General features: G+C 61.5%; 12 protein-coding genes and 1 pseudogene. 9 read left to right on the forward strand and 4 right to left on the reverse strand.

Translation table 11 applies throughout. The annotated features are described in order from the left end of the window. The first annotated feature begins 75 nt into the window (after positions 1-75). From ACZ5J0_RS09420 to ACZ5J0_RS09435, 4 genes are all read left to right on the forward strand, one after another. Positions 76-861: an SDR family NAD(P)-dependent oxidoreductase gene (locus ACZ5J0_RS09420; protein WP_250820175.1), complete on the forward strand. Its 786-nt coding sequence runs from the start codon at positions 76-78 to the stop codon at positions 859-861. A 104-nt stretch (positions 862-965) separates the two neighbouring features. Then, entirely contained in the window at positions 966-2,651 is a 1,686-nt protein-coding gene (locus tag ACZ5J0_RS09425) for an FAD-dependent oxidoreductase (protein ID WP_223942563.1), read from the forward strand. Further along, a complete protein-coding gene (locus tag ACZ5J0_RS09430) occupies positions 2,648-2,938 on the forward strand; it encodes a Dabb family protein (protein ID WP_464094657.1) in 291 nt (96 codons plus the stop codon). Before ACZ5J0_RS09425 ends, ACZ5J0_RS09430 begins: the two co-directional genes overlap by 4 nt. Before the next feature lie 41 nt (positions 2,939-2,979). Next, a complete protein-coding gene (locus ACZ5J0_RS09435; protein WP_464094658.1) occupies positions 2,980-4,323 on the forward strand; it encodes an MFS transporter in 1,344 nt (447 codons plus the stop codon). Between the two features lie 18 nt (positions 4,324-4,341). On the opposite strand, the gene ACZ5J0_RS09440 is transcribed toward ACZ5J0_RS09435, so the two are convergent. The 3 genes from ACZ5J0_RS09440 to kynA are packed head-to-tail and all read right to left on the reverse strand — an operon-like array spanning position 4,342 to position 7,366. Next, the gene (locus ACZ5J0_RS09440) at positions 4,342-5,205 is read right to left on the reverse strand and encodes a PaaX family transcriptional regulator (RefSeq protein ID WP_464094659.1); all 864 of its coding nucleotides are present in this window, start codon (positions 5,203-5,205) and stop codon (positions 4,342-4,344) included. Between the two features lie 7 nt (positions 5,206-5,212). Beyond that, on the reverse strand, positions 5,213-6,451 hold the full coding sequence (kynU, locus tag ACZ5J0_RS09445) for a kynureninase (protein ID WP_464094660.1): 1,239 nt from the start codon (positions 6,449-6,451) through the stop codon (positions 5,213-5,215). Positions 6,452-6,496: 45 nt separating this feature from the next. Next, positions 6,497-7,366, reverse strand: coding sequence for a tryptophan 2,3-dioxygenase (gene kynA, locus ACZ5J0_RS09450; protein WP_166840801.1), 870 nt, complete (start codon positions 7,364-7,366; stop codon positions 6,497-6,499). A gap of 123 nt (positions 7,367-7,489) precedes the next feature. Between kynA and ACZ5J0_RS09455 the strand changes: the two genes are divergently transcribed. The 5 genes from ACZ5J0_RS09455 (at position 7,490) to ACZ5J0_RS09475 (ending at position 11,585) form a co-directional block, all read left to right on the forward strand. Then, positions 7,490-8,008 (forward strand): HAD domain-containing protein, encoded by a 519-nt coding sequence (locus ACZ5J0_RS09455; RefSeq protein ID WP_166840799.1) that lies wholly within the window; start codon positions 7,490-7,492, stop codon positions 8,006-8,008. A 181-nt stretch (positions 8,009-8,189) separates the two neighbouring features. Continuing rightward, positions 8,190-9,395, forward strand: a complete 1,206-nt coding sequence (locus ACZ5J0_RS09460) for an inorganic phosphate transporter (protein WP_142939269.1) — start codon at positions 8,190-8,192, stop codon at positions 9,393-9,395. Then, positions 9,392-9,613, forward strand: a complete 222-nt coding sequence (locus tag ACZ5J0_RS09465; protein ID WP_142939268.1) for a hypothetical protein — start codon at positions 9,392-9,394, stop codon at positions 9,611-9,613. Before ACZ5J0_RS09460 ends, ACZ5J0_RS09465 begins: the two co-directional genes overlap by 4 nt. Positions 9,614-9,711: 98 nt before the next feature. Further along, positions 9,712-10,809, forward strand: a complete 1,098-nt coding sequence (locus tag ACZ5J0_RS09470) for a hypothetical protein (RefSeq protein ID WP_464094661.1) — start codon at positions 9,712-9,714, stop codon at positions 10,807-10,809. A 236-nt stretch (positions 10,810-11,045) separates the two neighbouring features. Then, positions 11,046-11,585: a dihydrofolate reductase family protein gene (locus ACZ5J0_RS09475; protein ID WP_166840795.1), complete on the forward strand. Its 540-nt coding sequence runs from the start codon at positions 11,046-11,048 to the stop codon at positions 11,583-11,585. Here the strand turns inward: ACZ5J0_RS09475 and ACZ5J0_RS09480 are convergent. Continuing rightward, positions 11,579-12,107, reverse strand: a pseudogene (locus ACZ5J0_RS09480) (hotdog fold thioesterase). The gene ACZ5J0_RS09475 and the pseudogene ACZ5J0_RS09480 overlap by 7 nt on opposite strands. Positions 12,108-12,111 lie beyond the last annotated feature (4 nt).

The raw sequence follows: 12,111 nt of genomic DNA on the forward strand, positions 1-12,111 counted from the left end.
TGTGGGTTCATTCCGTGCTGCCCTGCGTCCAACTGAGGTTTCAGCAGCCGCAATGCAGCGGCAGGAGGAGTTGTGGTGGAAACAGCAACACAGGCAGGTAATCCGTCCAAGGACGGGCGGGTGGCCGGCAAGATTGTCGTAGTCACGGGCGGTAGGGGAGACCTAGGCGGCGCAACGGCCAGGTTGCTTGCCGATCACGGAGCCACGGTGGCCAGCTTGGACCGTGCAGGAACTGCAGTTGCAGGCGTACATGCCGGCATCACCGAGTACGACGTCGATGTCACCGATGAAGCCAGCGTGGTCGAAGCAATCCACCGCGTCTCTGCGGATCACGGCAGTCCCGACGTCTTGGTCAATGCTGCAGGAATCATCGGTCCGGCCGGAGCCAGCCACACAGCAACACTGGACGATTTCGACCTCATCTTCGATGTCAACGTCAAGGGCGTGTGGCTCATGACCAAGCACATCGTTCCGGGGATGATCCTCAAACAGTCAGGCAGCATCATCAATTTTTCCTCAATCCATGGACTGACCGGTGGGCGCAACGTGCCTCTTTACCACGCCACCAAGGGTGCTGTGCGGCTCCTCAGCAAGTCTGATGCGGCGGCTTACGGCGCACACGGCATTAGGGTCAACTCGGTCCACCCCGGGTCAATGAATACCCGGATGAGCCGCCGCTCGGCAGAGCAATCGGACATCGGCGCGGAGGCTTACTACAAGCAGCTGGTGGGCGGAAACCCGCTTCCCCGGCAGGGCGAACCGGACGAGATCGCGTACGGGGTCCTTTACCTGGCTTCCGATGAGTCCCGGTTCACCACTGGTTCAGAGCTCGTCATCGACGGCGGATACACGGCGGTTTGAGCAGTATCGCTGACAAACACCGCGGGCATAACACCGCGACATCAACGTCACCGTAGTACTGCAGGTTCTTTGTGTGACCACATTCAACGGAGAGAGACACCACCATGAAATTCATTAACGGGACTAAAGCAGATACCTACGATGTCGTAGTTGTCGGATCCGGCGCAGGTGCTTTGACGGCGGCGGCGACGGCCGCGCGGGCCGGCAAATCCGTCGTCGTGCTTGAAAAGACCGAACTGCTGGGCGGCACGTCTGCTGTTTCGGGCGGCATGCTGTGGGTGGCTGACAACCACCATGCACGCGAGGCGGGGCTGAGCGATTCCAAGGAGGCGGCCGCGGAGTATGTCCGCGCGGTGGCACGGGGTCGGAGCCGTAAAGAGTTGCTGGACGCCGCTCTGAACTACGGCGACACCATGCTCCGCTTCACTGAAGACGAATGCGGCGTGCGGTTCATCTTCCTGGACAATTTTCCGGATTACCGGCAGGACCTCCCGGGCTCGGTTGAGGGTGGCAGAACGGTGGAACCTGAGCTGTACAACGTCCGTGAAGCACTCGGCGATCTCGCTGTCCATGTCCGCTCTGATGGGCGGGCCCCCTTCACCATGCAGGAATATGAAAACTGGGGAGCTTTTACCAAATTTCCCTGGCAGGAACTGTACGAGCGCCAAGAGCAGGGCCTGGTGGCAAAGGGCCAGGCGCTGGTTTCGATGCTCTTGGCCAGTCTGGTCCGTGATGGCGCCGCGTTGGTAGTTGGCGCCCGCGGACATCGGCTGCTCAGTGATGGCAGCAGGGTAGTGGGCGTCGAGCTCGAATCGGGGGAGGCCTTCCACGCCAACGACGGTGTGGTCCTCGCAACCGGCGGTTTCGAGTGGGACACGGCCTTGGCGGACTCGTTGCTGGCTTCGCGGCTGTACATCATGTGCTCGCCTCCTTCGAACACGGGCGACGGCCTGAAGATGGCCCAACGAATCGGTGCCCAAACCCGCGGTACCCGGGAAGCCTGGTGGGCGCCCATGTCCATCACAGGAGACACCCGGGATGGCCAACCTATTGGAACCCTGCTCCGCTTTGAGAGGCAAGGGCCGGGTTCGCTGATGGTTAATCGCCACGGCCGCCGCTTCGCCAACGAATCCCAAAACTATAACGACCTCGCACGGTGCCTGCAGTCATGGGATTCGCCCAATAACCAGCCCCTGAATACCCCGGCCCACGTGGTCTTCGATCACAGTTACTTGGAACGCTACGGCGTCCTCGCCCACCGGGCGGGCCAGCCGACTCCGGACTATCTGGTGGAAGCTCCGTCCCTCGCCGAACTCGCAGCGAAGATCGGTGTCCCCGCGGAAAACCTCCAGGCCACGGTAACGCGCTTCAACGAGTACGCAGTGAGGGGGGAGGATCCTGACTTTGGGCGCGGCGAAAGCGCCTACGACAAATACTGGGGCGACGACGATTGCCCTTGGCCCAACCCCTCCCTCGGACCACTACACAGTGGACCGTTTTACGCCATGGAGGTAGTCAACGGCGCCTTTGGAAGTAACGGGGGAGTTGCCACGGATGGTTCGGCAAGGGTCCTGGACGTTGACGGGCAAGCAGTTCCCGGACTGTTCGCCGCGGGAAACACCACGGAAAATGCCTACGCTGCAGGCTATCCGGGGGCCGGGGCCACGCTGGGACCCATCATGACCATGGGGTACCTCGCAGGCCGTGCCATTGCCGGGCAGCCGGCGGAATACCTCGCTGCAGAATTCGCGGGGGCCGGATCCGGTGCTGACTCCGGAGCCGGCGCATGATCCGCCATGCGGTCCTCTTCAAATTCAAACCGGATTTTCCCGTCGCGGACCGGGCCGCATGGATTGAAGGCTTGAACCGGATGGAGGGCAACATTCCGGGGCTCTTGAGCCTCACCCACGGGCCGGATGTGCTTCAGCATGATCGATCGTTCGATTACGCGATCGTGGCCGACTTCGGTGCTCTGGAAGACGTTGATGTTTACAACACGCATCCGCTGCATGAGCCGCTCAAGAAGTACTCGTTCCCTAACAGCGAGCAGATCATCGCCGTTGACTTTCGGCTTTAGCTCCGACGTTCCCGAACCTGCGCCATTCGAAGGAGAATCGCATGTCCAGCACAACCCAGCAGCCCACTGCGCTGCGCAAGACACCCGGAAAAGCGGCCTTGGCCTCTTTCCTGGGTAGCACACTTGAGTACTACGACTTCTTTATTTACGGCTCAGCCGCGGCATTGGTGTTCGGTCCTTTGTTCTTCCCTTCGGATGACCCCGCAGTCGGCTTGATCGGTGCATTCGCCACCTTTGGCGTGGCTTATGTGGCACGTCCGGTGGGCGGGCTGGTGATGGGCCACTTCGGTGACAAACTGGGCCGGAAGAAGGTCCTGCTCATCACGTTGAGCGTCATGGGCCTTGCTTCCCTGGGCATCGGATTCCTACCCAGCTACAGCCAGATCGGGGTATGGGCACCCATCCTCCTGGTGGCAGGGCGCCTTGCTCAGGGTTTTTCCGCCGGCGCCGAATCTGCGGGTGCTTCAACCTTGACCCTGGAACACTCTCCCGAGGGACGGCGTGGATTTTTCACCAGCTTTGTCATGACCGGATACGCCTCAGGGATGGTGCTTGCCACGCTTGTTTTCATTCCCGTGGCCGCACTTCCCACTGAAGCCCTCATGAGCTGGGGATGGCGTGTACCGTTCTGGCTCTCTATTGTGGTTCTGGCCATCGCCTACTGGGTGCGGACGCACTTGGACGAAACCCCGGTGTTCGAAGAAGCAAAGGACCGCAAGTCAGTTACGCCCATGCCGCTCCGGGAAGTCCTGCGTTTTCAATCGGCAGATGTGGTCCGGGTGGTTGGCATGTCCATCATGTCGGTCATGCAAACCATCTTCACTGTCTTCGGCCTGTCCTACGCCACAGGTGCGGCGGGATTCGATAAAGCATCCATTCTCACCGTCAATGCCGTGGCAATCGGCCTGTCCATGTTTGTGATGCCCTTGACCGCCAGGATCTCTGACCGGGTGGGCCGGCGGCCGCTGCTCCTGACGGCGGGCATCGGCTGCTCGGTGACCATCTTCGCCTATTTCGCGGCGTTATCCACCGGCAACATCTTCTTGGTCTTCGCCGCGGCGTTCGTCAACATGACACTGCTCTACTCCTGTTTCAACGGGATCTGGCCCGCTTACTTCGCTGAACTCTTTGCCGCCCCCGTCCGCTACTCCGGGATGGCTTTGGGCAACCAGCTGGGCTTGGTGGTTGCCGGATTCGCGCCGTTGATCGCAGGTTTGCTCCTCGGCAAAGGTAGCGACGGCTGGCTACCCGTAGCCTGCTTCGGGGTCCTGTGCATGGTTATCGCAGGGGTAGCTGCGTTCTCTTCCCGGGAGACCGCCAAGACACCCCTTGAGGACGTCGGGGAGCCGTACTGGCAGGGCGTCGCGTCCCGGAACGGGAAGTAGGCTTCGGGAGCAACTGCATCAGGAAGCACGCAGCATGCTGCGCACAAACTCCCCGCTCGGTTCCGCGTAGGCAGCAACTATCCGGCTGAACAGGGCAGTACCTTCGGCCCCGGGCCAGTCCTCAGGCAGGAACGCCGACGGCAGTCCGGGGTCGAGGTACGGGATGATCCGCCACATGTCGATGCACTGCACATACGTAGCAAAGGCCTCAGGTGAAGGCTCCACGGGTTGGCCGGACTGCCCTTGGGCATCGGCGCCGTTTCCGCTGCCTGATCCGTGCTCGTGGATGAAGTCCCTGTGCAGTGCAGCTACCGCATCCAGGTCCCACCATTTGGACGCGGCGTCCTGAAGGGTGCCGCCCACCAGCGGAGTTTCCGTCACGAAGATGGTGGACATGGTCCGTAGCTCCAGATCTGTGAGGATTTCCTCCACCTCCGGACGCAGCGAATCGGGGCAGATCCACAGTCCGGCAGCCACCGTACCGCAACCGATCCAGTGCAGCCTGCGGCGTAATTGATGCCGTTTTTCGCGTTCGGTCTCCGGTATGGAGAAGGAAATCAAGCACCAGGGATCTGATTCCGACATACTCCGCGGGTTGTAGATCCTCCGGTCGCCGCGGGCCAGCATGGTTGCGGCGCCCTCGGTCAGCGTAAACCCGGGCACACCATTGCGGGATTCCTGCAACACCACATCTTTCTTGCGAAGCCGGCCCAGGGCAGTCCGGGTTACTGTTCCGGAAGTCCCCAACGCTTCCATGAGGGTCACAATGTCCTTGGTGGACATCCAGCCTCCGGCGTCCCGCAGATACAGGCCAACGACTGTGCGCAGCAACGAGGTTGTACTCCCGGGGCGGGAGTCCATGTCGTCAAGGACGGCACTCATCACCGGCTCACAGCAGTTCGGAGAGGGCATCGCGGATGGCTGCGACTCCCAACTCAACCTCGGCGTAGCTCGTGCTCAGGGGCGACAGGCCAATGCGGAGGCCGTGCGGGGGGCGGAAGTCCGGGATGACGCCCTTTTCCCAGAGCTTGGCCGTGACATCGGCGAACAGCGGGTGGTCCACGGTAATGTGCGAGCCTCGCTCTGCAGGATTCCGGGGGCTTACGATTTCCGCACCAAGAGGCACCAAGTGCTCTTCGGAGAGCGCGATTGCGTACTCGGTCAGTTTGACCGATTTTTCACGCACGGCGTCCATGCCTACCGAGGCGATCAGTTCCAGCATGTCCTTCATCGGCTGCATGGCCAGCACCGGAGGTGTTCCGGTGATAAACCTGCGCATGCCCTGCGCGGGCTTGTATGACTCCGTCATTCCGAAGGGATTATCGGCACCCATCCAACCCCAGATGGGTTGCTGCAAACGATCCTGCTGAGAGGCGTTGACGTAGGCAAAGGCGGGTGAGCCTGGTCCGCCGTTGAGGTATTTGTACGTGCAACCGACCGCGAGGTCCACGCCCCATGCGTCAAGTTCCATGGGCACCGAAGCAACCGAGTGGCAAAGGTCCCAAAGCATCAGTGCTCCGGCTTGGTGCACCTTTTCCGTGATCCCCCTGGCGTCGGCCAGGAACCCCGAGCGGTAGGCTACATGGCTGAGGACCACCACTGCCGTCCGCTCACCCAGCAGTCCGTCCAGGTCTTCGGCACGAACACCGCTGGCAGGGTTCGCAGCGATCCATTTGATGCTGGCCCCGCGCTCCTTGGCGATGCCCTCAATGATGAATCGGTCGGTAGGGAAGTTGTCGCGGTCGATGATGATCTCATCGCGGCCCGGCTGGGCGTCCACGGCTGCGCGGATCATCTTATAGAGCATCACCGAGGTGGAGTCACCCACAGTGGTCTGTCCCGGAGCGGCACCCAGGGTCACTTCACCAATGAGGTCGCCTACCGCGGTGGGCTCGTCCATCCACTGCTCGTCCCATCCGCGGATCAGGCGGCTGCCCCAGGCGTCGTGGACAAAGGATGCCAGATTCGCGGAGGTGACCTTCAGTGGGCGGCCCAGTGAGTTGCCGTCCAAATACGAGACGAGCTGATCGGCGTCGGGCGCGTAGAAGGCCTCGCGCTGGGCGGCGAGGGGATCAGCGGCATCCAGTTCGGCCGACGTCGGTTTTTGGGTTTGTTGTGCTGTTGTCATGGTTCCTCCTGCGGAAGTGTTGGGCGGCAGAGGCCGGGCGTCTGGTTAGTTGCCGATCTCGGTGCGGACGGCGTAAAGCTCAGGGAAGAACGTGAGATCCAGGGCGCGCTTCAGGAAGTCCACTCCCGACGATCCGCCTGTGCCTACCTTGAAGCCGATGGTGCGCTGGACTGTCCTCAGGTGGCGGAACCGCCAGGCCTGGAAGTTGTCCTCAATATCCACAAGATCCTCGCAGGCTTCGTAAAGGCCCCAGGGAGTGTCGTCCGCTTCGTAGATCTTCTGGAAGATGGGTACGAGGTCTTGACGGAAGGTCCACGGCTCGCTGGTATCCCGGGCCAGGATGTCGGCGGGGATGTCGTAACCTGCGCGGGCCAGGACGTTCAGGAAAGCGTCATACAACGTGGGCTCCTCCAGGAGCGTGCTGAGTAACGCATGAGCCTCGGGTTCGCTTTCAAAGACGCGCAGCATCCCGCGGTTCTTGTTGCCCAACAGAAATTCCACGCCGCGGTATTGATACGACTGGAACCCTGACGAACTGCCCAGGAAGCCGCGGAACTGGGCGTATTCGCGGGGCGTGAGGGTGCCAAGGACGGACCATTGCTCAGTCATGGTTCGCTGGATGGCCTTGACCCGGGCGATGCACTTGAGCGCCTTGCCCAAATTGTCGGCGTCGAAAAGCCTCCGGGCTTCCAGCAATTCATGCAAAACCAGCTTCAACCAGAGCTCGCTGGTCTGGTGCTGGATGATGAACAGCAACTCGTCGTGGTGCTCTGGCTCGCTGAGGGGGTGCTGGGAGCTCAGCAGGCGGTCGAGGTCCAGATACCCGCCATAAGACATTGCATGCCGGAAATCAGTGCGGACACTGTCCTCGATATCGCGGACGCTTTGGGCGGAATGGACTGTGGGCTTTTCCATGCTTAGACAATATCACTTGCATGACGCACGTCAAGGTATTGATTTACGCAAAGTATCCAGCTCCGGTTTGTAGCTAAGTTCTCGCGTAGGCTGAATCTCAACCGTTGGGGAAGGGGAGTGGCCATGGATGCCCGTCAAGACACTCATGCACCTGTGTCCGTATATCTGGACGTCGACGGCGTGGTGAACCCCTTCAGTCCCCTCGGAACCACGGACTGGGGAAGCGAATGGACCTTCGCCGACGCCGGAATCCTGGATGTCGCTTTTGCGCAGGAGGTTGTCGCTGAACTCAATGACCTTGCACTTCACCCCGATGCTCGATTTGTGTGGCTGACCACCTGGGAGGGCCTCGCGCCGGAGTTTCTATGCCCCGCCATCGGCCTGAACGGACAGGACTGGCCGGTGCTTTCCAGCCTGGGCTGGGATGAGGGCAATGAGTGGTGGAAATTGGTGGCCCTTCAAAAGGATCTGGCCGGCGCCGGAAGTGAGCGGATCATATGGATTGACGACCAACTCAGCCAGGAGTCCGAGGCCCGATCCTGGGCCGAATACCAGCAGGATCGTGTGCTTTGCATCTCACCGGATCCGCGCAAAGGTCTATCGCGTCGCGACCTCGAGGCTGTCAGGGCTTACCTGGGGTGAACCGGAGCCCCGGCACGTTTGTCCGCTCACCGGAAGGCACGTAGGATTCTTAAGGTTTCAAGCCCGCCGGAGTGAACACCGCAAGCCGAGTCAGTTGAACACTTGCTGAACTATGCTGTGGATGGCAGGTATGGGGAAGTGAAACTGCTGAACGTCGTCGACTCTGCAGATTGGGCAACAGGTGGATATCACCTTCATGGTCGCGCTGGTAATAGCGTTGGCCCTATTCTTTGACTTCACCAACGGGTTTCACGACACTGCCAACGCGATGGCTACGCCTATCGCCACGGGGGCGATCAAGCCCAAGACGGCTGTCGCTCTGGCTGCCGTGCTCAACCTCGTCGGCGCATTCCTCTCTACGGAAGTGGCCAAGACCATCTCCGGTGGACTGATCCGGGAAGGGTCAGAGGGAATCCACATCACCCCTGACATCATTTTTGCCGGCCTCATGGGGGCTGTTCTCTGGAACATGATCACCTGGCTCAAGGGCCTGCCATCGAGTTCGTCACATGCACTGTTCGGCGGCCTCATCGGCGCAGCAGTAGTGGGCATCGGCTTCCACTCCATCAACTTTGAGACAGTACTGCAGAAGGTGATCCTGCCTGCCATCTTCGCGCCGCTCATAGCAGGGCTCGTCGCGTATATCTGCACCCGCCTCGCTTATGCCCTCACCTCGCGGCATGATCCCGAAACAGGCGACAAGCTCACGCAGAAACGTGGTGGCTTCCGCACTGGACAGATTTTCACCTCAAGCCTGGTGGCCCTGGCACACGGAACCAACGACGCCCAGAAGACCATGGGCATCATCACCCTGGTGCTTATCGCAGGAGGCACTCAGGCTCCGGGCAGCGGTCCGCAGTTCTGGGTTATTGCAGCCTGTGCTTTCGCCATCGCGATCGGTACCTACGCAGGTGGTTGGCGCATCATCCGCACCATGGGCTCGGGCCTCACCGAGGTAAAGCCGGCACAGGGTTTCTCCGCGGAAACCAGCACCGCCTCTGCCATCCTGGCCTCATCCCACCTGGGCTTTGCCCTTTCCACCACTCAGGTAGCATCAGGCTCAGTCATTGGCTCAGGCCTTGGCCGCAAGGGGACATCTGTCCGCTGGGGCACTGCGGGCAAGATTGCCTTGGGCTGGTTGTTCACGCTACCGGCCTCTGCCATCGTCGGCGCGCTGACGGCTCTCCTGGTGAGCATCGGCGTCGTTGGCGTCATCATCGCCGCAGTGGTGGGTACTGCCGCGGTGCTGTTCATGTTCGTCGTTTCCCGCAAGTCGCACGTCGGCCACCACAACGCCGTCGAAGTTGAAGAAGCCGGCCATGCCGTGCGGTTCCGCAAGAAGAAGAAATCCCGAAAGACAACCCCCAGCGAGGATGTGCAGCGATGAAATGGTTGGAATTGCTGCAGGTGGCGGGAGTAACCCTCGTGGCCGCCGTTACCTTGGTGGTGCTTTACTCATTGGGCGTTCGCCTAACGGCCATCGCCGGTGACGCCCAGCAAAAGTCGCCTGTTTTGGTGCGCTCATTGGCCTACGTATGCTTCGCGTTCTGCGCAGCCGCGGTACTTTTCGGCATCTACCTGATTGTGCCCTATTTCGGAAAGTAGCCGCTGTTTTCTGGCTGTGAGGTCCTCCAGGGAGAATAATCAGCAGTGCAGTTATGCACATAGCTGCGTGATTCTGAACCGGCAGATGTGGGGCCGTCATGACGTTCCTTACCCGGGACCAGCTCATTGGACTGGTGCTGGTTCCCGTCGTCGTCTTGGGACTTTCTGCCTGCCTTCCTTCCGGAAACGACGGCCTCCCCTCCATCTCCACGCCCAACTCGACGTCCGTCTCACCCCCGGCGACGTCCACGGCTCAGGCCGCCTCACCAGAGGCCACATCACCGCAGGAAGCTTCAGCTGAAGCCACCGCCACGCAGGCCGCCTCAACACCGGACGCTGTCCAGACCAGCCCACCGCCGGCCGCAACGCCGCAAAGTGAATCGGCGCCGCAACAGCCCACCGGCGTCGGACCAACCGGCAGTCCCCGCAGCGGCAGTCAACCCGAGCGGGCGCCGAAGTCCGAGGAAACCGCAGAGGCGCCCCCGCAGGAGCCCACCGTGGTGAGTTGGCTGCCAACCGGGCCCATTGGGTCAGATGATCCCGCCCCTGGCCAGCGGTACCTCATGCTGCAGCAGTTCCAATGCGATGCGCTGGTCCAGAGCGTTGAGGGCGCAGCAGATGCTGCCGTCTGGCAGGCGGGCGCGGCGGTGTGCAGGGCCCTGCAAACCGGAAGGCAGGACGACTGGCAGCAAGCGTCCGTGGCCGTGGCCAGGACCCCGCGAATCCCGCAAAAGCAGTGCCTTGAGTTCCGGGTGGCGGCCACATCGGCATTTCTGGTTGCTCAGTACCGCAGTAACCCCGGATCTGTTTTCAAGGCGGAACCCGGTCCCGGCGAAGCGTGCCCCCGGCAATTGCTGAGGTTGACCGTAGTGGACGAGGACTTGCGGCCAGTGCTTGGCATGCCCCGCGCATCGGGACCCACCTCAGGGGGCACTATTGTTCGCTTGGACGGCTACTACGTGCGGGTACGTGAAGTCCTGTTTGATGGCGTCCCCACAGTTCCGGACATTGTGGCCGGGGGAGGGGACTACCAAGCGTTATACCTGCGGATGCCGCCCGCTGAAGGCAGGGAATCCATCCGGATCTCCATCAAAGACACGGTGGAGGTTGCCGGAACGGTGACGTTCTTCTACGTGGATCCTGCCGTGCCTGGCAGCACCCTTCCACCTGCTGCTGAACCGGCCAAGGAGCCCTAGACGCCCAGTTCATCGCCGCGTACGACTCCGAAAAAAGTCGTCCCGGGTAAGCCAGCCAATCCCGCCGCCCGCTGATAGTCAGGGTCACCCCCCAGTCCGGTCACCGCCCAGTCCGGTCACCCCCCAGTCCGGTCACCGCCCAGTCCGGTCACCGCCCAGTCCGGTCACCGCCCAGTCCGGTCACCGTAATGGCCGGTCACTGTCCTGGCCCGCTCGGATTGCCCTAGTCTGAGGCCATGGCGATTTTCCAGTATTACGTAGCTTCAACCATTGATGGCTTCATCGCCTCGCCTGAGGACGATCTTGGCTGGCTCCTCCAGTTCGACCAAGCTGAGGGAGTCAATGAGAGCATCGAATCTTTCATGGCGGGCGTTGGATGCATCGCCATGGGCGGCGACACCTACCGCTGGCTCATGGAACATGAACCCGGCAAATGGCCGTACCCGGATACCCCATGCTGGGTCTTCACCCACCATGAGTACTCAGCACCGGCCGGAGCGGATATCACCTTTGTCCGTGGCGACGTCCGCGAGTTCGCACCGGACTTACTCAAGGATGCAGGCGACAAGAACGTCTGGCTGTTGGGCGGAGGCCACCTCGTGGCTCAGTTCGCCAACGCCGGATTGCTCCACGAGATGATCGTCACCATCATTCCCGTGGTGCTGGGCGCGGGAAAACGGCTGCTGCCGCTCAACGGCCCGACGGCGCCGCTTGAGTTGGTCTCTTCCAAGATCCTTGGTGGGGCGGCGGCTGAACTTCACTACCGGCTTCAGTGACGGTTGTCCCGGATCATATTGGTGATCCGGGCAGTTGAGAGCCGGCGGCCCTTGTCATCGGTGATAACAATCTCGTGCGTTGCCAGTGTGCCACCCAGATGGATGGCGGTGCAGGTGCCCGTCACGATACCGCTGGCAACGGAACGGTGGTGGGTTGCGCCCACCTCTATGCCTACGGCGTGTCGTCCCCGGCCGGCGTGAAGCGATGCAGCGAACGACCCCAAGGTCTCTGCAAGGACAACGTGGGCTCCGCCGTGCAGGATACCTGCCACCTGCGTGTTTCCTTCCACCGGCATAGTGGCCACCGTGCGCTCCGCCGTGCAGGATACCTGCCACCTGCGTGTTTCCTTCCACCGGCATAGTGGCCACCGTGCGCTCCGCACCCATTTCCGTGAATCGGATACCCAGTTTCACCACGAGGGCGCCAACGCCATGCGCTGAGAGCCAATCGTGGAACTCTTCGGGGACACCTGCTTCATTGAGCTCGTCGACAAACCGGTTCGGCGTGAAATTGTCCATCATGCCA

This window comes from Arthrobacter sp. DualSoilB13, assembly GCF_055389195.1.

Excerpts from the sequence above, each read along its gene's own strand:
- ACZ5J0_RS09425 (WP_223942563.1), top strand. The coding sequence starts at position 966 with ATGAAATTCATTAACGGGACTAAAGCAGATACCTACGATGTCGTAGTT.
- ACZ5J0_RS09430 (WP_464094657.1), top strand. The coding sequence starts at position 2,648 with ATGATCCGCCATGCGGTCCTCTTCAAATTCAAACCGGATTTTCCCGTC.
- ACZ5J0_RS09435 (WP_464094658.1), top strand. The coding sequence starts at position 2,980 with ATGTCCAGCACAACCCAGCAGCCCACTGCGCTGCGCAAGACACCCGGA.
- ACZ5J0_RS09440 (WP_464094659.1), bottom strand. The coding sequence starts at position 5,205 with ATGAGTGCCGTCCTTGACGACATGGACTCCCGCCCCGGGAGTACAACC.
- kynU (WP_464094660.1), bottom strand. The coding sequence starts at position 6,451 with ATGACAACAGCACAACAAACCCAAAAACCGACGTCGGCCGAACTGGAT.
- kynA (WP_166840801.1), bottom strand. The coding sequence starts at position 7,366 with ATGGAAAAGCCCACAGTCCATTCCGCCCAAAGCGTCCGCGATATCGAG.
- ACZ5J0_RS09455 (WP_166840799.1), top strand. The coding sequence starts at position 7,490 with ATGGATGCCCGTCAAGACACTCATGCACCTGTGTCCGTATATCTGGAC.
- ACZ5J0_RS09465 (WP_142939268.1), top strand. The coding sequence starts at position 9,392 with ATGAAATGGTTGGAATTGCTGCAGGTGGCGGGAGTAACCCTCGTGGCC.
- ACZ5J0_RS09470 (WP_464094661.1), top strand. The coding sequence starts at position 9,712 with ATGACGTTCCTTACCCGGGACCAGCTCATTGGACTGGTGCTGGTTCCC.
- ACZ5J0_RS09475 (WP_166840795.1), top strand. The coding sequence starts at position 11,046 with ATGGCGATTTTCCAGTATTACGTAGCTTCAACCATTGATGGCTTCATC.